This is a genomic window from Mesorhizobium sp. B3-1-8, from assembly GCF_006439495.1.
Lineage (GTDB): Bacteria > Pseudomonadota > Alphaproteobacteria > Rhizobiales > Rhizobiaceae > Mesorhizobium.
The window spans coordinates 1-19,606 of sequence record NZ_VFTK01000058.1 but is presented as its reverse complement, the minus strand read 5'-3'; the positions used below and the strand labels follow the sequence as shown (position 1 = coordinate 19,606).

General features: G+C 64.5%; 21 protein-coding genes. 9 read left to right on the top strand and 12 right to left on the bottom strand.

The window, feature by feature from the left end:
- Position 1 precedes the first annotated feature (1 nt).
- The 3 genes from FJ424_RS31895 (at position 2) to FJ424_RS31880 (ending at position 3,129) form a co-directional block, all read left to right on the top strand.
- Positions 2–1,384, top strand: a complete 1,383-nt coding sequence (locus FJ424_RS31895) for an aspartate aminotransferase family protein (RefSeq protein WP_140659983.1) — start codon at positions 2–4, stop codon at positions 1,382–1,384.
- A gap of 222 nt (positions 1,385–1,606) precedes the next feature.
- A complete protein-coding gene (locus FJ424_RS31885) occupies positions 1,607–2,098 on the top strand; it encodes a GNAT family N-acetyltransferase (protein WP_140659839.1) in 492 nt (163 codons plus the stop codon).
- A 2-nt stretch (positions 2,099–2,100) separates the two neighbouring features.
- On the top strand, positions 2,101–3,129 hold the full coding sequence (locus FJ424_RS31880) for a histone deacetylase family protein (RefSeq protein WP_140659840.1): 1,029 nt from the start codon (positions 2,101–2,103) through the stop codon (positions 3,127–3,129).
- A 6-nt stretch (positions 3,130–3,135) separates the two neighbouring features.
- Here the strand turns inward: FJ424_RS31880 and FJ424_RS31875 are convergent, their stop codons facing one another.
- The 3 genes from FJ424_RS31875 to FJ424_RS31865 form a co-directional block, all read right to left on the bottom strand.
- Positions 3,136–4,404 carry a cysteine desulfurase-like protein gene (locus FJ424_RS31875; RefSeq protein WP_140659841.1) on the bottom strand — a complete coding sequence of 423 codons (1,269 nt, stop codon included), beginning with the start codon at positions 4,402–4,404 and terminating at the stop codon, positions 3,136–3,138.
- A gap of 34 nt (positions 4,405–4,438) precedes the next feature.
- On the bottom strand, positions 4,439–5,506 hold the full coding sequence (locus tag FJ424_RS31870) for an aldo/keto reductase (RefSeq protein ID WP_140659842.1): 1,068 nt from the start codon (positions 5,504–5,506) through the stop codon (positions 4,439–4,441).
- A 116-nt stretch (positions 5,507–5,622) separates the two neighbouring features.
- Positions 5,623–6,081, bottom strand: a complete 459-nt coding sequence (locus FJ424_RS31865; protein WP_140659854.1) for a hypothetical protein — start codon at positions 6,079–6,081, stop codon at positions 5,623–5,625.
- A gap of 393 nt (positions 6,082–6,474) precedes the next feature.
- Between FJ424_RS31865 and FJ424_RS31860 the strand changes: the two genes are divergently transcribed.
- Positions 6,475–6,639 carry a DUF1127 domain-containing protein gene (locus FJ424_RS31860; RefSeq protein ID WP_095765222.1) on the top strand — a complete coding sequence of 55 codons (165 nt, stop codon included), beginning with the start codon at positions 6,475–6,477 and terminating at the stop codon, positions 6,637–6,639.
- 55 nt (positions 6,640–6,694) lie between these two features.
- Here FJ424_RS31860 and FJ424_RS31855 read toward each other — a convergent pair whose 3' ends face one another.
- Positions 6,695–7,201 (bottom strand): DUF1993 family protein, encoded by a 507-nt coding sequence (locus FJ424_RS31855; protein ID WP_140659843.1) that lies wholly within the window; start codon positions 7,199–7,201, stop codon positions 6,695–6,697.
- A 141-nt stretch (positions 7,202–7,342) separates the two neighbouring features.
- Here FJ424_RS31855 and FJ424_RS31850 point away from each other — a divergent pair, with 141 nt between their 5' ends.
- Positions 7,343–8,392, top strand: a complete 1,050-nt coding sequence (locus FJ424_RS31850) for a DUF1176 domain-containing protein (RefSeq protein ID WP_140659844.1) — start codon at positions 7,343–7,345, stop codon at positions 8,390–8,392.
- 14 nt (positions 8,393–8,406) lie between these two features.
- On the opposite strand, the gene FJ424_RS31845 is transcribed toward FJ424_RS31850, so the two are convergent.
- From FJ424_RS31845 to FJ424_RS31815, 7 genes are all read right to left on the bottom strand, one after another.
- Complete coding sequence (locus tag FJ424_RS31845) at positions 8,407–9,294, bottom strand: alpha/beta fold hydrolase (protein WP_140659855.1); 888 nt, start codon at positions 9,292–9,294, stop codon at positions 8,407–8,409.
- Positions 9,295–9,327: 33 nt separating this feature from the next.
- Positions 9,328–10,944: a molybdopterin-binding/glycosyltransferase family 2 protein gene (locus FJ424_RS31840; protein ID WP_140659845.1), complete on the bottom strand. Its 1,617-nt coding sequence runs from the start codon at positions 10,942–10,944 to the stop codon at positions 9,328–9,330.
- Entirely contained in the window at positions 10,941–11,645 is a 705-nt protein-coding gene (locus FJ424_RS31835) for an XdhC family protein (protein WP_140659846.1), read from the bottom strand. Before FJ424_RS31835 ends, FJ424_RS31840 begins: the two co-directional genes overlap by 4 nt.
- A gap of 5 nt (positions 11,646–11,650) precedes the next feature.
- Positions 11,651–11,989: an XdhC family protein gene (locus FJ424_RS31830; RefSeq protein ID WP_140647488.1), complete on the bottom strand. Its 339-nt coding sequence runs from the start codon at positions 11,987–11,989 to the stop codon at positions 11,651–11,653.
- Positions 11,990–12,052: 63 nt separating this feature from the next.
- On the bottom strand, positions 12,053–13,303 hold the full coding sequence (locus FJ424_RS31825; RefSeq protein WP_140659847.1) for a VWA domain-containing protein: 1,251 nt from the start codon (positions 13,301–13,303) through the stop codon (positions 12,053–12,055).
- A 5-nt stretch (positions 13,304–13,308) separates the two neighbouring features.
- Positions 13,309–14,232 (bottom strand): MoxR family ATPase, encoded by a 924-nt coding sequence (locus FJ424_RS31820; RefSeq protein ID WP_140659848.1) that lies wholly within the window; start codon positions 14,230–14,232, stop codon positions 13,309–13,311.
- A gap of 29 nt (positions 14,233–14,261) precedes the next feature.
- Positions 14,262–14,756, bottom strand: a complete 495-nt coding sequence (locus FJ424_RS31815) for a flavin reductase (protein WP_140659849.1) — start codon at positions 14,754–14,756, stop codon at positions 14,262–14,264.
- Positions 14,757–14,948: 192 nt separating this feature from the next.
- Here FJ424_RS31815 and FJ424_RS31810 point away from each other — a divergent pair, with 192 nt between their 5' ends.
- The gene (locus tag FJ424_RS31810) at positions 14,949–16,034 is read left to right on the top strand and encodes a branched-chain amino acid ABC transporter substrate-binding protein (RefSeq protein WP_140659850.1); all 1,086 of its coding nucleotides are present in this window, start codon (positions 14,949–14,951) and stop codon (positions 16,032–16,034) included.
- Positions 16,034–17,050: a P1 family peptidase gene (locus FJ424_RS31805; protein WP_140659851.1), complete on the top strand. Its 1,017-nt coding sequence runs from the start codon at positions 16,034–16,036 to the stop codon at positions 17,048–17,050. The genes FJ424_RS31810 and FJ424_RS31805 overlap by 1 nt, the downstream gene beginning before the upstream one ends.
- 7 nt (positions 17,051–17,057) lie before the next feature.
- Here the strand turns inward: FJ424_RS31805 and FJ424_RS31800 are convergent, their stop codons facing one another.
- Positions 17,058–17,315: a DUF2171 domain-containing protein gene (locus FJ424_RS31800; RefSeq protein ID WP_140647493.1), complete on the bottom strand. Its 258-nt coding sequence runs from the start codon at positions 17,313–17,315 to the stop codon at positions 17,058–17,060.
- A 308-nt stretch (positions 17,316–17,623) separates the two neighbouring features.
- Here FJ424_RS31800 and FJ424_RS31795 point away from each other — a divergent pair, with 308 nt between their 5' ends.
- The gene (locus tag FJ424_RS31795) at positions 17,624–18,037 is read left to right on the top strand and encodes a hypothetical protein (protein ID WP_140659852.1); all 414 of its coding nucleotides are present in this window, start codon (positions 17,624–17,626) and stop codon (positions 18,035–18,037) included.
- 62 nt (positions 18,038–18,099) lie between these two features.
- The gene (gene purB / locus FJ424_RS31790) at positions 18,100–19,407 is read left to right on the top strand and encodes an adenylosuccinate lyase (RefSeq protein ID WP_140647495.1); all 1,308 of its coding nucleotides are present in this window, start codon (positions 18,100–18,102) and stop codon (positions 19,405–19,407) included.
- Positions 19,408–19,606: the final 199 nt, after the last annotated feature.

Genomic DNA, 19,606 nt, shown 5'->3' with positions numbered 1-19,606 from the left:
CATGTCGAAGCTGCAAGCCAAGCCCTCGCCCGAAATCGAAACGCGGCCGCCATCGCATCTGTTCTATCTGTCCAGCCTGCGCCGGCCGCTCGTCGATCGCGCCGAGGGCATCTATTTCTGGACGCAGGATGGGCGCCGCTTCATCGACGGCTCGAGCGGACCGATGGTCGCCAATATCGGTCATTCCAACCGCAACGTGCTCGACGCCATGAAGCGGCAGATGGACAAGACCACCTTTGCCTACCGGCTGCATTTCGAGAACGAGCCGGCCGAGGACCTGGCACGGGAACTGGCCGGAAAGCTTCCCGAAGGCATGGACCGCATCTTCTTCGTTTCCGGCGGCTCGGAAGCGACCGAATCCTGCATCAAGCTCGCCCGGCAATGGGCGGTCGCCACCGGCCAGCCCAAGCGCTGGAAGGTGATCACCCGCTTCCCGTCCTATCATGGCGGCACGCTGGGCTCGCTTTCCGTCACCGGCGACGATGCGCTCGCCGAAACCTTCACGCCGATGATGAAGGCGATGCCGGCAGTGCCTGCGCCCACAGCCTGGCGCGACCGCGACAACCTGACGATGGAACGGCGCGGCATCCGCTATGCCGACATGCTGGAGGAGAAGATTCTCGCCGAAGGCCCGGAAAGCGTTTTAGCCTTCATCATGGAACCGATCGGGGGCGCGGCAACGGCTGCCCTTGTCGCGCCCGACAGCTATTATCCGCGCATCCGCGAAATCTGCGACCGCTACGGCATCCTTCTGATCCATGACGAGGTGATGAGCGGCGCCGGCAGGACAGGCAAGTTCCTCGGCGGCGACCACTGGAACTGCCGGCCTGACATCGTCGCACTCTCGAAGGGACTGGGCTCGGGCTACGCGCCGCTCGGCGCTCTGGCAGCACCCATGCGCCTGGTCGAGCCGCTGCTTGCCTCGGGCGGCTTCCAGCATGGGCACACCTATGCCGGCAATCCGCTCGCCTGCGCCGCCGGCCTCGCCGTGCTTGGCGAGATGGACCGGCTCGATCTCATCGCCAACGCCGCCGCCATGGGTGACGTGCTGATGGCGGAGTTGAAGGGCTTGCAAAAGCGCTTCCCCTTCATCGCCGACGTGCGCGGCAAGGGCCTGCTCACCGGCGCCGAAATGGTCGCCGATCCGGAGACGCTGAAGCCGATCGACCCGGCCAGCAAGGCGATGCAGCGCCTGCTCGACCACGCCTATGCGCGCGGCCTCATCATCTATGGCCGCAAGGTCAAGGGCGGTGTCGACGGCGACAATTTCATGGTGGCGCCGCCGATGATCATTACAGTCGAGCAGATCGCCGAGATGATCGCCATCATCGGCGACTCGCTGGAGGCGCTGGCGGAGGAACTCGATCTGCCGGTGGAAGGCTGAGGCCGGGCAACGTTTGAGCCATCCTGAGATGTTTGCGATCGTTCGCACCCCCCTCTGCCCTGCCGGACATCTCCCCCGCAAGGGGGGAGATCAGCCGTGTTTTTCGCTTTCGCCATTTTTCAGCGCTGCAGAATTGGCGGCAAGGCCAAAACTGCCAATCTCCCCCCATGCGGGGGAGATGTCCGGCAGGACAGAGGGGGGTGCCTGGGCGCCGTATTTGTCGTGAGCACGATTGTCCTCCGCCCCGGCACCATTGACGATGTCGAAACCATCCACGCCGCCCTGCTGCGCCTCGGCACCCACATCGGCGCGCATCAGGAAATCACCTCGACACCCGACGACCTCCGCCGCTACGGCTTCGGCGAAAAGCCCGCTTTCTCGACCCTGATCGCCGAGATCGACGGCGAGTTCGCCGGGCTTTGCCTGTATTTCCCGATCTTCTCGACCTGGATGGGCCGACCCGGCGTCTATGTGCAAGACCTTTATGTCGAGGATCGTTTTCGCGGCCGCCGGGTCGGCGAAAAGCTGCTTCGACGCGTAGCCAAGGAATGCCGCGCGGCGGGCGGCGCCTATCTGAGGCTGTCCGTCGATACCGACAACGAGACCGCCAAGGCCTTCTACGAAAGACTGGGCATCGGCTGGTCGAGCTACGAGCAGGTGCAGAAGATCGTCGGCGACGCCTTTTTCGCCTTTGCCGATATGCCGGAGGAATGACGATGAAAACCTTCTACGCCGAAGAGCAGAAACGCCACGATCCCAAGGCTTTCCTCTCCAGCGGCGCGCCGCAGCCCAACCCGGAAAAGCCGGAACGGGTCGAGAGATTATTAGCCGGCGCAATATCGGCCGGGTTGACGGTCGAACGTCCAGGGAATCATGGGCTTGGACCGATCGCGGCGGTGCATACGCCCGAATATCTCGACTTCCTCGAGCACATTTTTCCGCGCTGGCAGCGCATCGAAGGCGCCTCGGCGGAAGTCATCCCGAACATCCACCCGATCGCCCGCAACGGCTCCTATCCCGCCTCGGCTGTCGGCCAGGCCGGCTACCACATGGCCGACACTGCCTGCCCGATCTCGGCCGAGACCTGGAACAGCGCGCTGTGGAGCGCCTGGAGCGCGGTGGAGGCCGCTGAAGCGGTGATGGCTGGAGCACCGTCGGCCTATGCGCTGTGCCGTCCGCCGGGCCATCACGCCTTCGCCGATGTCGCCGGCGGCTTCTGCTTCATCAACAATTCGGCCGTCGCCGCACAGGTGCTGAGCAAGAGCGCTGCGCGCGTCGCCATCCTCGATGTCGACCTGCACCACGGCAACGGCACGCAAGGCATCTTCTACGCCCGCCCCGACGTGCTGACCGTCTCGCTGCACGCCGATCCGGTGCGCTTCTACCCGTTCTTCTGGGGACATGCCGACGAGCGCGGCGAAGGCCCCGGCCTCGGCTACAATCTCAACCTGCCGCTGCCGCGCAAATCCGGCGACGCAGCCTTTCTCGAAGCGCTTGCCGCAGCCTTCCAGCGCATCCGCGCCTTCGCGCCGGAAGCGCTGGTCGTCGCACTCGGCCTCGACGCATTCGAGGGCGATCCGTTCGGCGGCCTGTCGGTGACGACGCCGGGCTTCTCGCGCATCGGCGAAGCGATAGCCGGACTTGGCCTGCCGACGGTCATCGTCCAGGAAGGCGGCTATCTCTGCGACGCGCTTGGCGACAACCTCACCGCTTTCCTGACCGGCTTCGGCGACAAGCAGGGTTAGACAGCCTTAGAAATGCTGTTGCCGCAGCATCGCGATCACGCGGTGCACGCTTTCCAGCGTCTCTTCGATCTCGGCCGCCGTGTTGTAATGCGCGATGCCGATGCGCACGACGCCCTGCTCGGCGGGTATGCCGAGCTGGTGGACGACCTCCCACGCATAGTTGTGGCCTGACCACAGGAAGATGTTTTCGGCGTTCATCTGCCGCACGATCGTTTCCGGCTCGATGCCTTCGACGGTGAAGGAAATGGTCGGCACCCGCTCGGTAAGCCGTTCCGGATCGGTGATGCCATGGATGATCAGGCCTTCGATATCGGACAGACCTTCGATCAGTTGCCAGGCCAGCGCGTTCTCGTAAGCGATCGACACCTCGAAGGCCTTGGCGATCCGCTGCCGCCGCGAGCCGTCCTCGCCGGCGGCAGCGCCGAGATCTGCAAAATAGTCGATTGTCGCCGTCAGTCCGGCCATCAGCTCGATCTGCGGCGTGCCAAGCTCGAACCGCTCGGGCAGGACGTTCGAAGAGCAGCGGCATTTGTAGGGCTCGAGACCGTCGAGGACGTCGCGGCGGCCCCACAATATCCCCATATGCGGCCCGAAGAATTTATAGGCCGAGCAGATCAGGAAATCGCAGCCGAGTTCCTGCACGTCGATCAGCCCGTGCGGCGCGAATTGCACAGCATCGACATAGACCAGCGCGCCGGCCTGCCTGGCGATCGCCGTCAGCGCTTTCGCGCGATTGATCGAGCCAGTGAGGTTCGAGGCATAGTTCAACGCGACAAGGCGCGTTTTGTCCGAAAGCAGCGCCTTGAGCGCCGCCTCCTCCACCTGCCAGCTCCGCTCGTCGAACGGCAGGAAGCGCACGACCAGGTCGAAATCCTCGGCAAGTTGCAGCCATGGCGAAACATTGCCCTCGTGGTCCATGCGCGTGACGACGATCTCGTCGCCGGCCTTCATCGTGCGGCCGAGCGTGCGCGACATGTGGTAGGTCAGCGTCGTCATGTTGGCGCCGATGACGATCTCCTCGGCGCTCGCGGCATTGAGGAAATCGGCCATCGCCGCATGCGCCTCGTCGACCACTTGCTGCGCCGCGAGCGTCGTTGCGAAGAAACCGCCGAGATTGGCATTGGTCGACAGCAGGCAGCGCGACACCGCCTCCGCCACCGCCAGCGGCACCTGCGTGCCGGCGGGATTGTCGAGATAGATGCGCCGGCGCCCGTCATCGGCCAGCGAAAGCGCCGGAAATCTGCCGCGCACGGCCTCGATCGGAAACTCTGCCATCGTGTCCATCCCCTTGTTTTTTAACGATTCGCGATCACGGGCACGGATTGCCGACACGCTGATGGATGGCGTCGACCGCCTTCTGCATCTCTTCCGTCCAGCTGACGTCGGCCGAGGACAGCGCCATATCGAGCTGCGCGATCGTGGTCGCGCCGACGATGTTCGCGGTCACGAAGGGCCGGCTCGCCACATAGGCGTTGGCGAAAAGTGCTGGCTCCATGCTGAAGGAGCGCGCCAGCTCGGTGTATTCCAGCAGCACTTCCGCCGCATTCGGCGTCTCGTAGCGCTGGCCGCGATTGAAGAGCTGCGAGCGCGAGCCCTGCGGTCGCGCGCCATGATTGTATTTGCCGGTGAGATAGCCCTGTGCAAGCGGCGAATAGGGAAGAAACGCGATCTCCTCGCGCTCGCAGACCTCGGCAAGGTTCACCTCGAAGGTGCGGTTGACGAGGCTGTAAGCGTTCTGCAGCGAGGCGATGCGCGGACCCGCGCCCTTTTCCGCTTCGAAGACGAAGCGCATGACGCCCCAGGAGCTTTCGTTCGAGAGGCCGAGATGGCGTATCTTGCCCGCCCTCACCAGTTCCTCGAAGACGGAGAGCGTTTCGGCAATCGGCGTCTCGTCTCCCGGAGCGCCTGCCGCATCCGCGCGCCGCGCCACTGCCCCAACGCGCGTCGGATTCGAGCCCCACGGAATGTCTCGGTCCGGCCAGTGGATCTGATAGAGGTCGATATAGTCGGTGCCGAGCTTGGCCAGCGATTTCTCGACCGCGTCGAAAATGTCGGCGCGCACCAGCTTCGACGGACGATCGCCCCGGAACCACGCGTTGGCGGTGCGGCCGACGACCTTCGAGGCGAGGATGACCTTGTCGCGGTTGCCGTTGGCCTTCATCCAGCTGCCGATGGTCTTCTCGGTTCGCCCTTGCGTCTCCGCCTTGGGCGGGATCGGGTAAAGCTCGGCCGTGTCGATGAAATTCACCCCGCGCGAGAACGCCAGATCCATCTGCGCATGGCCTTCGGCCTCGCTGTTCTGCTGGCCCCACGTCATCGAACCGAGACAGATTTGCGAAACAAGGAGATCGGTCCGACCGAGGCGGCGTTTATGCATGGAATGTCTCCGGCGGGAGTTTTTGCGCGAGCTGCGCGGGGAGGAAGTTCAAGCATAAAGCAAAGGCCGGAGTTTCTCCAAGCCCGCTGTCTTCGACTTTTGAGTGAATTGCGCGGCTAGCGGCGCGCCCCGGCCAGCGCCCGCCGCTTGGCCTCGTCGATCAGCATATTGGCCACCTGCATGCGGATCATGGCGCGCTGGCGCAGATGCGGCGCGACCCGGTCCGGATGGTTGGCGAAGGCGAAGTTACGGCGGATGCGGCCGAGATCGGCGTTCTTGGCGGGGCGGTCGAGGCCGAGCTCGCCGGCAATCGCTTCGGGATCGATCGGCGGCAGCTTTTCCTCCGGCCGGTGCTCTTCGCCGGCAAGAGCCAGTTTCGCCTGGTCGAGAAGTGCCGCGAACTCGGCCGCAAGGTCGGCGCCTTGCTCGCGATATTCGGCGGCGACGCTCTCGCTGGCGACCTTGATGCGGCCGGAATGCAGTTCATCGGCCACGGACAGATAGTCGAACGGGATAGAGGGCCGGGCGCCCTCGTCCTCGCCTTTCTCCGAGGCGACGATCAGGTCGTCGAGCAACGAAGCGAAATCGAGCTTGTTCCCGGTGCCGATCTCAACCTCCCTGTCGTGACGGCGTGCATTGATGCCGCCAAACATAGGAGCCTCTCGTTAAAAATGAATGCTGGCGATGCTAACAATTGCCGCTTTTCCGCCCGGCAAGACGACATCGGAAAATAAAAAAGCCGGACTGCTCTTCGTGCAGTCCGGCAAGATCGCCAGGAGTGGCGAGGAAAAGCCAGCCATGTGCCGGCACGAGTGCGTACGGTCGAGCCCACCGAAAAGTTTCACGGAAAATCGATTGTGGCGGAAAAAATTCCGTGCGGCATGGCAGCCATGCAATTGCTGCACTGCACAATTTTAACAAATCACCTATATCGTGATGTCGGGAGGACCAACAGGGGCAACTGAGTCATGGGGTTCTTCACTGAAATGTTCGCTCGGCCACGGCCGCAGGAACACCAGCGTTACCGCTCGGCGCTCGCGCTTCTGAACGCGATGAGCAATGCGGACCGCGCCGATATCGGCATCAAGCCGGCGGATTTTCCGCGCATCGCGCGCGAGATGTCGATCCGCTGAGCTGAACCAAAGAGGTTTCCCAGGACGCCTGGGAAACCTCCAAGCCATCCAAAGGTCAGCGATTTCCGAGGAAAGTTTGCTTGCCGAGCGGCACGCCATTGTGGCGCAGGATGTCGTAGGCGGTTGTGACGTGAAAATAGAAATTCGGCGTCGCCACATGCAGCAGGTACTGCAGGCCGGGTAGCGTGGCTTCGCGCCCGCCGAGCCTTAGTTCGACCGTCCTGTCTTCCGATCCTTCCAGATCGGCCGCCGCGAATGTCGCCAGATGATCGAGCGCCTTGGTGATCCGGGCCTGCAGCTCGGCAAAGCTCGCTTCATTGTCCTCGTATTTCGGCACCTCGCGGCCGGCCAGCCGCGACGGCGCGCCCTTGGCATGGTCGGTGGCGATCTGGACCTGCCTGGTCAGCGCGAACATGTCGGGCGCCAACCGCGCGGTGAGGAACACTTGCGGATCGATCTTGCGCTCGCCGGCATTCTGCTCCGCCGCCGTCAAGACGCTGGCCAGCGCTTTCAGCCTGGCCGAAAACACGCCCACCGATATGTCGTACATGGAAATGGTCACGGGGTATCTCCCACGCGGCCCCAGCGCCGCGGGCCGTGAACTAGCGCCTCCCGCCACGATTCTTCAAGCGGCCCTGCCCATGGCGTCACCGCGCCGCCGCAATCGCCGTGGTAGTATTTTCGTTACCGAGCGGAGGATTCGATGAAAAGAGCCACTTTCGCAGCGATTGTCTTTTTCTCACTGGCCGGCTTCACACATTCCGCGCCTGCGGCGGATGCGCCCTATATCGACGACCGATCAAGCGCCGATGCGGTCGTCCGCTCGCTTTATAGCGCTATCAACCGCCACGAATTCGCCCGCGCCTGGGGTTATTTTGGCGATACGAAGCCGGCAAAGGATTTCAACGCCTTCGTCAAGGGTTACGACGGCACCGGCAGCGTCGAAGTCAAGACTGGCGCCGTCTCGGAGGACGGCGCTGCCGGCAGCATCTATTACAGCGTCCCGGTCGCCATCCAGGCGACCGACAAGAAGGGCGACGCCAAGGTCTTCGCCGGCTGCTACACGGTCCGCCAGGTCAATGCGCAGATCCAGGAACCGCCCTTTCAGCCGATCTTCATCGACAAGGGCGCCCTGAAACCCTCGACCGAGGATTTCAACAGCGCCGTGCCGGCTAGCTGCGGCGACGGTCCGCCGCCGCCGAAGAAGGACGCAGCGCTGGAGCAGGCCAAGAAGGCCTTCCTCGCCACCTATGGCGACCAGTGCGACAAGCAAGATCCGGACGGCAAGCCGATCGGCGAGCCCGAGGCTCATTCGATCCATTACAGGGACAAGGACGCCCAGCCCAACGACCCGGAGCGCGAGACGCGGCTGTTCCGCTTCTTCTGCTCGATGGCCGCCTACAACGAGACGGCGGTCTACTACGTCGCCGACGACGTCAACGGCGTCTCACAGTTGCAGTTCACCGAGCCGGAGCTCGACATCCGCTACGAGAACAACAACAGCGAAGGCAAGGTCGAATCGATCCACATCATCGGGTTCAAGACCAGCGGCTGGGCGACCAACTCGGACTATGACGACAACACAAAAACCATCACCACATCCGACAAATGGCGTGGTGTGGGGGATGCCTCGTCATCGGGAACCTACCTGTTTCGCAATGGCGATTTCTCGCTCGTCCAGTATGACGTCGATGCATCCTATGACGGCGAGCAAAATCCGCAGACCGTCATCGATTACAACACGGCGCCTTGAGCCTCGCGGAAGAGTCAGGGCGCCTTCGTCAGCATCCAGTTGAGCGTGCCGCGCCAGTCGACCATGCGGATCGGCGTGCCGTGCGTGCCGGTCTCGAAGCGCACGAAGCGGGTCGGATAAGACTTCCTGGCGAGGATTGAGCGGAAGAAGGCTTCCTGCTTCTCCACCGGGAAGACCACGTCATGGCTGCCCTGGCCGAAGAACACCGGCACGCGGCGCCTGAAGGCGGGGCTGGTGAGGAAACTGTCGTCCCATAGCGAACCGAGCAGCAGCAGGCCGTTGACGCGGCCGCCCGTATCCTTGCGCGCGGCGAGCTTCCAGCAGATCATGCCGCCCATCGAGCCGCAGGCGACGAAGATTTTCGCGCCCGGCGATTGCTCCGCATAGCGATCGATCAACGCCGCGACCTGCGCCGCGCCCTTGTCGCCGAAATCGGGGAAATCGGGCGAAAGATAGAGACCGTTGTTGGCGGCCATCAGGTTCTTGATGCGGTTGAAATTGCCGCCGAAGGTGAAGTCGTCAACGCCTTGCTTGCGGCTGCCGCCCTGTCCGTGCAGGTAGAGCACGATGATGGAAGCGCCTTGCGTCCTGCCGACCGCGACATGCCTGATATCGCCGGCGTCGGTCTTCAGCATCAGGTCCTGCTGCACCTTGCGCACCCTGGGGTCGGTATATTGCGCATGCACGCGCCTTTCCGGCACCTCGTCGCGCTGGTTGATGTCGCGCATTTCGCGATAGTCGAGGACGGTGTAGGCGCCGTTATCGCTCGTCGACAGCGTCGCCGGATAAGCGAACAGATCGTCCTTGAACGATTTTAGCGAAAGCGTTTGCCCCTCGGCGGCCGAAAGGGAAAGCGCTGTCGCGGCGATCAGGGCGAAGAAAAGTCGGAAACGGAAAGCCATGCCGAGAGCCATGCGAAATTCGGCTCCGCTTTGTCAATCCTGCAGAACGCCGCCCGCCCCTTCCAGCGCCTCGCGCGTGTCGACATCGATCGAGGCGCCCTGCCCGATCTCGACATCGATGACGTCGAGACCCTCGGCTTCGACCAGATGCCGCGCCCCGGTATCGCCCTCGAGTTGCGCGACGGCCGCGAAAAGCGATCGCGGCAAAAGCACCGGATTGCCGCGCTTGCCCTGATGCGAGGCGCGGACCACGGCGTGACCGCCGGCGCGGCGAAACGCATCGATCAGGCTATCAAGGTCCGTCGACGAAACGCCGGGCATGTCGCCAAGCACGATCATGGCGCCGGCCGCATCGGTCGCGACCTTCGCGATGCCTGTCTTCAACGACGAGGCAAGGCCGTCGACGAAATCGGGATTGTCCACAAATATTACGCTGAGACCGCCAAGCGCCGAACGCACGCGCTCGCGCTGATGGCCGGTGACGACGATGGTGCCGGCGGCCTTCGAGCCCAGTGCACGCCCGGCGGTGCGGCGCACCAGCGGCTCGCCGTCGAACAGCGCCAGAAGCTTGTTCGGCCCGCCCATGCGGCTCGAACGGCCGGCGGCCAGAAGCACGATGTCGACTTTCAGCGCCGATCTTGCCGGCTGCGGCGCCGGTTCGCGCGGCTGCGGCCTGGTCGGGATTTCCATCAAAAGCCCGCCGACACCCATGCCGGCAATATCGCCTGCCGTCACCTCGAGCCCGGCAACCAGGCGATCGAGCACCCAGTCGAAGCCATTCTCCTTCGGGCTGCGCGCGCATCCCGGCGCGCCGACGACGCGCTTGCCGTCGAGCGTTCCCAGCACCAGCAGATTGCCGGGATCGACCGGCATGCCCGCGCGGACGACTGTACCGCCTGCGCGCTCGATCGCAGCCGGCACGACATCGGCGAAGTCGCTCATCGCCGATGCCCCAAAGATCACCACCATGTCGTTGTCGCGCGCCAGCTGGGTTGCGGCCGCCGCGACTGGCGCAATCTCGTGCGGCGTGCGCCGTTCGGCCGTCAGCCGGCCGCCGGAACGCGCCAGCCGCGCCTCGGTGACGCGCAGCGTCTTGTCGAGCACGCTCGGCTTGACGCCGGGAAGCACCGTTTGGATGACGCCGACGGTGATGGGGCGATAGGCGTTGACGGCAAAGATCTCGCGGCCGGCGCAGATCCTCGCCACGTTGTCCACCAGGCTTGCGGCGACGGCAAAGGGGATGATCTTCACAGTCGCCACCATCTGGCCCTTCTCGACCGGCGCATGCTGCGCCAGCGTGGCGATGGTGATGGCCGGGTCGACGGCATTGATGGCGTCGATCATTCCGGCGTCGACGGTAAAGACGCCTGCGGCTCCCGCATGCAAATTCACCCGCCCGGTCGCGGCCGGCTTGACCTCGATGTTGCGGTGGCTCATGGCGGCCGCGATCGTCGCGGCGGCGGCATCCTCGCCGAGATCGTCCTTGGCAAGAACCGCGGCGACGACTTCACCGATGCCCGCGGCTTTGAGCGCCGCGACGTCCTCACGGCTCAGCCGGTGCGCCTTGCGGAACCGTTTTTCGCCGGCGGCGGTCGCATGCGCCAGCACCGCCCCTTCCGCCTCATCGATCGGAACCGGTCCGAATTTCACGCCACGGCGCCTTTCGCTTCGAGACCGCGCGAGCGGAAGGCGTGGATGGTCTGCGCAAGGACGGCGACGGCGATCTCGGCCGGACTGGCAGCACCGATATCGAGGCCGATCGGCGCGTGGATGCGGGCGATCTGGTCGGCGCCGGCGCCGAGCGCCAGCAGGCGTTCGATACGCTTGGCGTGGGTCTTGCGGCTGCCGAGCGCCCCGACATAGAAGCACCGTGCGTCGAGCGCCGCCTTCAGCGCGAAATCGTCGATCTTCGGATCGTGGGTGACGGCGGCAAGCGCCGTATAGCTGTCGAGCGGCGCGCGCTTCAGCACATCCTGCGGCCATTCGGCATGCAGCGCGACATCGGGAAAGCGTTCCGGGGTGGCGAAGGCGGTGCGCGGATCGATGATCTCGACCGGATAGCCGGCGATCCTGGCCATCGGCGCCAGCGCCTGACTGATATGCACGGCGCCGATCACCACGAGACGTGGGCGCGGCAGATGCGCGTTGAGAAAGAAGGTCCGCCCTTCCGCCTCCACCGACCGCGAATTTCCGGTGCGGAACGCGTTGGCGATTGCCGCCCCGAGATCGCCCGCAACATGGTCGCCCTCGCGCACGATGCGGTCTCGGCCGTCGCCAAGATCGGTGACAAGCACCGCGGCGCGGCGGGCGCGGCGTTCTTCGTTGAGCGTCTTCAGGACATACGGATCCACGATGATCAGCCCAGCCGCTCGACATAGACCTTGATGCGGCCGCCGCAGGAAAGGCCAACCTGCCAGGCGGTTTCGTCGGCGACGCCGAACTCCAACATCTTCGCCTTGCCCGAATCGATGACGTCGATCGCCTCGGTCACCACGGCGCCCTCGACACAACCGCCGGAGACCGAGCCATGGAAATTCCCATCGGCGTCGATGACCAGATGGCTGCCGACCGGACGCGGCGCCGACCCCCAGGTCTCGACCACGGTCGCGATGGCGACATCCTTGCCGTCCTTCATCCAGCCTTCCGCGATGATCAGGGGATCGCGGGCCTCATCGAGATAAATGCTCTCATCCATCGTCGCTTCTCACAAAGTCTGTTTTTCAAGGAAAACTTTAGTTTCCCCCTCACGAACATATGGCTACGCGGCCTGCCTCCCGCCAGTTCGCAGCCAGCGGCGCGGATCGACCGAAGCAGCCGGCCGCTGGTCGAGAGAGGCGCAAAGATCGGCCAGCGCATCGAGATTGTGCACTGCCCGGAACTCGTCGACATGCGGCAGCATCGCCTTGACGCCGCGGGCGCGCGCCTCGAACCCGCCGAAGCGCAACAGCGGATTGAGCCAGATCAGCCGCCTGCAGGATTTATGCAGCCGCTCCACCTCCTGCGAAAGCCCGGTGACGTCGTCGCGCTCCAGCCCGTCGGTTATGAGAAGCACCACCGCATCCTGCCCCAGCACGCGCCGCGACCACAACCGGTTGAACTCGGCGAGCGTGTCGCCGATGCGGGTGCCGCCCGACCAGTCCTTCACCGCCGCCGAGCAATCGGCCAGCGCCTCGTCCGGATCGCGATGGCGCATCTGACGGGTCAGGTTGGTCAGCCGCGTGCCGAAGACGAAGGCATGCACGCGCCGGCGCTTTTCCGTCAATGCGTGCAGGAAATGCAGGAAGATGCGCGTGTACTGGCTCATCGAGCCGGAAATGTCGGCCAGCACCACCAGTGGCGGATGCACTTCGCGCGGCGACCGGAATTTTGGCAGGATAAGCTCACCGCCGGTGCGGGCGGCCGAGCGCATCATGGCGCGCGGATCGATGCGGCGCCCCTGCGCGGCGGCCTTGAAGCGCCGCGTGCGGATCAGATCGAAGGGCAGGCGCAAGCCCGCGATCGCCTTTTTGGCTTCGGCCATCTCCGCCGCATCCATCTGGGCAAAATCCTTGGCGCGCAGCACCTCGTTACCGGAAAAGGTGAGGCGCGCATCGACTTCGATCTCCGGCACTTCGCGCACGGGCTGGTTCTTCCGATGGCCTTCGAACATCGCCTGGCTGACGCGGTTCTCGGCCGCCCGCGGCTTCTGCTTCTCGCGGTCGTCAGGCGCGACCGGCGAAAACATCGCCAGCAGCTTCTCGATCAGCTCTCGCGATTTCCAGAACAGGCGGAAGGCCTCGTCGAAGACCGGATGATCCTCGTGCCGCGAGACGAGCACCGCATGCAGCGTCCAATAGAAATCATCGCGCGAGCCGATGCCGGCGGCGAGCACCGCCTCGATGGCGTCTTTCACCGAGGCCGGGCCAACGCGCATGCCGGCCTTGCGCAAGGCGCGGGCGAAATAGACGATGTTGTCGGCGATGCGCCCATCCGCCACCGCCTCTCTGGGTTCCAAATGCGGCGACGGCATCGTGCCTACTCCGCCGCCGAAAGCTCGGCCTTCACCTCATTGAGGATGCGCCGGCCCTCGCCCTCGCCGATACGGGCGATGTCGTCCTGGTATTTCAAAAGCACGCCGATCGTGTCCGACACTGTCTCCGGATCCAGCGCCACCTTGTCGAGTTCGGTCAGCGCGCCGGCCCAATCGATGGTTTCGGCGATGCCGGGCGCCTTGAACAGCTCGACCTGGCGCAGCTTCTGGATGAAAGACACGACCTCCGCCGAGAGCCGGCGGTTCGCCTGCGGCACCTTGCGACGCACGATCTCCAGCTCGCGCTCGGCATTCGGGTAATCGACCCAATGATAGAGGCAGCGACGCTTCAGCGCGTCGTGGATCTCGCGCGTGCGGTTGGTTGTGATGATGACGATCGGCGGCTCTTCCGCCTTGATCGTGCCGAGCTCCGGGACGGTCACCTGGAAGTCCGACAGGATTTCGAGCAGGAACGCCTCGAACGCTTCGTCCGTGCGGTCCAGTTCGTCGATGAGGAACACCGGCGCCGCACCCGCCTTGCCGGTCAGCGCATCGAGCACCGGTCGGCGGATCAGGTATTTCTCGGAAAAGACGTTCCGCTCCATGTCGGAGCGCACGACCTTGCCGGCCGCCTCCTCCATGCGGATCTCGATCATCTGCGCGGCATAATTCCATTCATAGACGGCCGAGGATACGTCGAGCCCTTCATAGCATTGCAGGCGGATCAGCCGGCGGCCGAGCGCGTCGGCCAGCACCTTGGCGATCTCGGTCTTGCCGACACCCGCCTCGCCTTCGAGGAACAAGGGGCGCTTCATGCGCAGCGATAAAAACAGCACGGTCGCCAGCGAACGGTCCGCGACATAATCCGCGCCGGTCAAAAGATCGAGCGTTTCGTCGATCGATTTCGGCGCGGGGCGCGGCGCGGTCATCTTGTCTCCGTGGATCCCGCTTGCCCGTTTCAAAGAAAATGGTAGCCGCGGTTGTGGTAGATCAGCGGCCGCAAATTATCGCCGATGCGCAGGCCTGTCACCTTGCCAAAAAGCACACGGTGAGTGGCTAAATCCTTGCTGTCGATGATCTCGCAGTCGAACACGGCAAGGGCGCCTTTCAGCGTCGGCGCGCCGGTCGAGATCACATCCCACTCGGCAAGCGCAAAGCGCTCCTCCGCCGGCAGGCCGGTGACGCCCGAAAAGCCGACCGAGACGGCTTCCTGGTCCGATGCGAGCGTGTTGAGCGCGAACTTGCCGTTCTTGACGAAAGCTTCGTTCTTGGCGTTCTCGCGGTTGAGGCAAACCAGCACCGTCGGCGGCGTGTCCGAAACGGAACAGGCCGCGATCACCGTCGCGCCCCTCTTGCCGCCGGGCCCGTCCGTCGTCACCACATGCACATGGCCGGCAAAATGCGCCATCGCATCGCGATAGTGCTGCGGCCCGATATCATTGATCTTCAGCACCCGATAATCCACCTGTCGGAACCAGTTCGTTATATATGGCGGCATATTGCACGCCACAAGTTGCATAGCACGGGCGAAGTGCTTGACTGCAATCCGCAAATTCGCGTGTTGCGCGGCGCTTAGCCAGCCTTTAGGTCTTTCCTGGAATAGTGTCGGAACCATACGCCCGGCACGGAGGACCTCTTCGCCCGAATGCGCCTTCTGACGACGACAATAGCCACGCTGACGACGGCGATAGCCGCGTTGTTTTGGCTGGCAGCGAACGCTGACGCCGAGACGCTGGTCGGCGTTGCCGCGCCGCTTTCCGGCCCATCGGCGATCCTCGGCAAGCAGGTCGAGGCCGGCGCCGGCCTGGCAGCCGAGGCAAACGGCATCGCGTTCAAGGCCGTCGACGATGCCTGCACCGCCGAGGGCGGCGCCGCGGCGGCAAGGGAATTCGTCGACGCCAAGGCCAATGTCGTGGTCGGCTTCCTGTGCACAGAGGCGATCGAGGCGGCGCTGCCGATCCTGAAGGACGCCAACATACCGGTGATCACCGTCGGCGTGCGCACCGAAAGCCTGACCGACCGGCGCGCCAAGACCGGCTGGCCGGTTTACCGGCTCGGCGCGCGCGGCGACGATGAGCGCAACGCGGTCGCCGCCAAGCTCACCCAGCTCTGGCGCGACGACCTGTTCGCCATCGTCGACGACGGCACCATCTATGGTCGCGAGATGGCCGAGACCTTTCGCGCCGCGGCCGAGCAGGCGGCGCTGAAACCTGTCTTCGTCGACACGTTCCGGCCGCAGCTCGACAACCAGATCGGACTGGTCGGCCGGCTGAAGAAGGCCGGCGCGACAAAGGTGTTCGCCGGCGGCGACGGCGACGACATCGCCATCATGGGCCGCGACGCCGCCCAGCTCGATGCCGGCATCACCTTTGCCGGCGGCGAGAACCTGCGTACGCCGCAGGGCGATGTGCCCTACACCGTCGGCACACTGATGATCGCCCCACCGGAATGGTCGGAGGTCGCCGATCCCAACGTGGTGCAGGCTTTCGCCGCGAAGAACATCGTGCCCGACGGCTACACGCTGCCGGCCTATGCGGCGGTCGAGGTCGCCAAGGCCGCGCTGGCTGGCGCGGAAAGCTCCGGCCAGCCACTCGCCGATGCGCTGACCAGCCATGATTTCACCACCGCGATCGGCACCGTTCGCTTCGACGACAAGGGCGACCTCAGCCAGAACCCGTTCCGCGTCTTCCGCTTCGACGGCACGCATTTCGTGCCGCTGGAGGACAAGTGATGTTCCGCACCGGACCGCGCAACCTCATCACCGACGTTGCCGGCCTTCGTGTCGGCAATACAGCCGATAGCAAGTTGAAATCCGGCGTCACGGTGGTGATGTGCGATGAGCCTGCGGTGGCCGGTTTCCAGGTGCTGGGCGGCGCGCCGGGCACGCGCGAGACCGATCTGCTCGAGCCGCAGAATTCGATCGCGACGATCCATGCCGTCGTCCTGTCCGGCGGCTCCGCCTTCGGTCTCGATGCCGCCTCCGGCGTGCAGGCGGCGCTGCGCGAGAAAAACATCGGTGTCGAGGTGGGTGGCTTCCGCGTGCCGATCGTGCCGGCCGCGATCCTGTTCGACCTGCGCAATGGCGGCGACAAGGATTGGGGGCGTTATCCGCCCTATCGCGACCTCGGCTATGAGGCTGTCCAGGCGGCGACAGTGGATTTCGAAATCGGCACGGCTGGCGCCGGCACCGGCGCGCTGACCTCGGGGCTGAAAGGCGGGCTGGGCTCCGCCTCGACTGTGCTCGACAGCGGCGTCACCATTGGCGCCCTCGCCGCCGTCAACCCGACCGGCTCGGCGACGGTCGGCCGCAGCCGCCATTTTTGGGCAGCACCCTTCGAGATCGGCGACGAGTTCGGCGGCCTGGGTTATCCCGCGCCGATGCCCGAAGAGGCCAGGAAGATCCTGCTGAAATACCGCGACAGGCGCGTCGGCGGGCATGGGGAAGCCGCCAGCACCACCATCGCCGTCATCGCCACGGACGCCGTCATGACCAAGGCCGCGGCCAAGCGGCTGGCGATTTCGGCGCATGACGGCTTCGCCCGCGCCATCTGGCCGACGCATACGCCGGCCGACGGCGATCTGGTGTTTGCGCTGGCGACCGGCACGAGCGGCATCGAACTCGGCGCCGACGCCGCGATCGACCTGTTCGCGGCGGCCGGCGCGACCATGGCGCGCGCGATCAGCCGCGGCGTATATGCCGCGACACCCGCGAACGGCGACCTGTTTCCGGTCTGGTCGTCGCGTTGACGGCTAATCAAGTCGGATCGGATTTCTCTTCCTCGAAGGTGACCGCAACATCGGAATTCGCGGAGAGCCATACCTTCTGCCCGTCGATCTCCGCGACCAGGGCAAGCGAAATGTAGTGGTGATGGCCCTTGTGCGAGCCCATGCCGCTGTCAGCCCTGGTCAGCTTGATCCGGTCACCCTCGACCTTGTCGACGGTGCCGATATGGACGCCATCGGCGCCGATCACTTCCATATGTCCGCGTATCTTGCTGATGTCGGTGCTCATGCTGGTCCTCCACTGGATGGCGATTTGCCCTTTCGGATGCGAGACGGCCGACAATAACAAATGAACGCCGGATTGGATGCATCGCACGGCACGTCTCGTTCACCATGGCGTGATACGCATGACGCTGATGAGACAGATGTCATGCAGATGACGCCCAGCCTGCCCGGCCACCCGACGCGCGATACGGCTTGCCGCCCATGATGCCGCTGCAGCAAGTTCCCTTGCGCCACGGTCTCACGGATCGGTTGCGCGCCGCCGCTCCGTCGGCAAGCGAGGCTGTTGTTGGAACTTTGCTCTGGGGCGCCGCCATGGGTGCGAGTGCGCTGGCAAATCTTCTGCTGGCCGCCTGGGAGACGCCCGACAGGATCCGTTTCGTGGCGCTGCTTTATGGTTTAGGCGGCGTGCTTGCCTTCCCGGTTGGATTGATGCTGGCCAGACTGGTTTCCCGCGGCCGTCTTTGGGAAACAGCCTTCGCCGCGGCATTCGTGTCGCTTCTGACGGCAACGCTCGCCTTCACCGGCGGCCTGTTCGCGCTGCAATATCGCTCCTACTATGCCGAATGGCACGCGCCGGCGTTCACGCTGACCTGGGCGTTTGAATTCGCCTTCACCATGCTGACCGCGCTCTATCAGTTCGTCGTGCTCGGCCTGCGGCTCTATTTTCCGCTGGGTTTTGCAGCGCTTGTCGCGGCAAGTATCTGGTTTGCGCGGCAGCGGCGTTGAGCATCGGGCCCGCCTCTGTTAGGACGCGGCCAACGCTTTTCCCATCAGGACTCAAAAAACGGATGATCCCTCGCTATTCCCGGCCGGAAATGGTCGCCATCTGGTCGCCCGAAACCCGCTTCCGCATCTGGTTCGAGATCGAGGCGCATGCCTGCGATGCGCTGGCCGAGTTAGGCGTCATTCCGAAGGAAGCGGCAAGGACCATCTGGGAGAAAGGCGGCGCGGCCAAATTCGACGTCGCCAAGATCGATGAGATCGAGCGCGTCACCAAGCATGACGTCATCGCTTTCCTGACCCATCTTGCCGAATTCGTCGGACCGGATGCCCGCTTCATTCACCAGGGCATGACGTCGTCGGACGTGCTCGACACCTGTCTTGCCGTGCAGTTGACGCGGGCCAGCGACATCCTGCTTGCCGACATCGACGCCCTGCTCGCGGCGCTGAAGCGCCGTGCTTTCGAGCACAAGGACACCGTCACCATCGGCCGCAGCCACGGCATCCATGCCGAGCCGACCACCTTCGGCGTCAAGCTGGCGCAGGCCTATGCCGAATTCTCGCGCTGCCGCGAGCGGCTGGTGCATGCGCGGGAGGACATCGCCACCTGCGCCATTTCCGGCGCGGTCGGCACTTTCGCCAACATCGAGCCTTATGTCGAAGAGCATGTGGCGGCAAAGCTTGGGCTGAAGCCGGAGCCGGTATCGACGCAGGTCATCCCGCGCGACCGCCACGCCATGTTCTTTGCAACGCTCGGCGTCATCGCCTCCTCGGTCGAACGCCTCGCCGTCGAGATCCGCCATCTGCAGCGCACCGAAGTGCTGGAAGCGGAAGAGTATTTCTCGCCGGGGCAGAAGGGCTCGTCGGCGATGCCGCACAAGCGCAACCCGGTGCTGACCGAGAACCTAACCGGCCTTGCCCGCATGGTGCGTTCGATGGCGCTGCCGGCCATGGAAGACGTGGCGCTCTGGCACGAGCGTGACATTTCGCATTCCTCGGTCGAGCGCATGATCGGGCCGGACGCAACGGTGACGCTGGACTTCGCGCTGGCGCGCCTTACCGGCGTCGTCGACAAGCTGCTCGTCTACCCCGAGAACATGGAGAAGAACCTCAACAAGTTCCGCGGGCTGGTGCACTCCCAGCGTGTGCTGCTGGCACTGACGCAGGCGGGCCTGTCACGCGAGGACTCCTACCGCCTGGTGCAGCGCAACGCCATGAAGGTCTGGGAGCACGGCGCCGATTTCCTCGAGGAACTGCTTGCCGACAAAGACGTGACGGCCGCGCTATCTGAAGCAGATATCCGCGAGAAATTCGATCTCGGCTATCACACCAAGCATGTCGACACGATCTTCAAGCGGGTGTTCGGGGAGGCTTGATCTTTCCTTCTCCCCGTCTCTATACGGGGAGAAGGTGCCCGAAGGGCGGATGAGGGGCGGCGCCGACTTCGGCGATCCCCGCACCCGCAGGCTTTGTGGCTGAAAAGACAATCTCAAGACTTGGCGCTGCCCCTCATCCGCCTGCCGGTGTCCAGCCGATAGATGGGTAACACTTTGAACCGGATACATAGGTAACAGT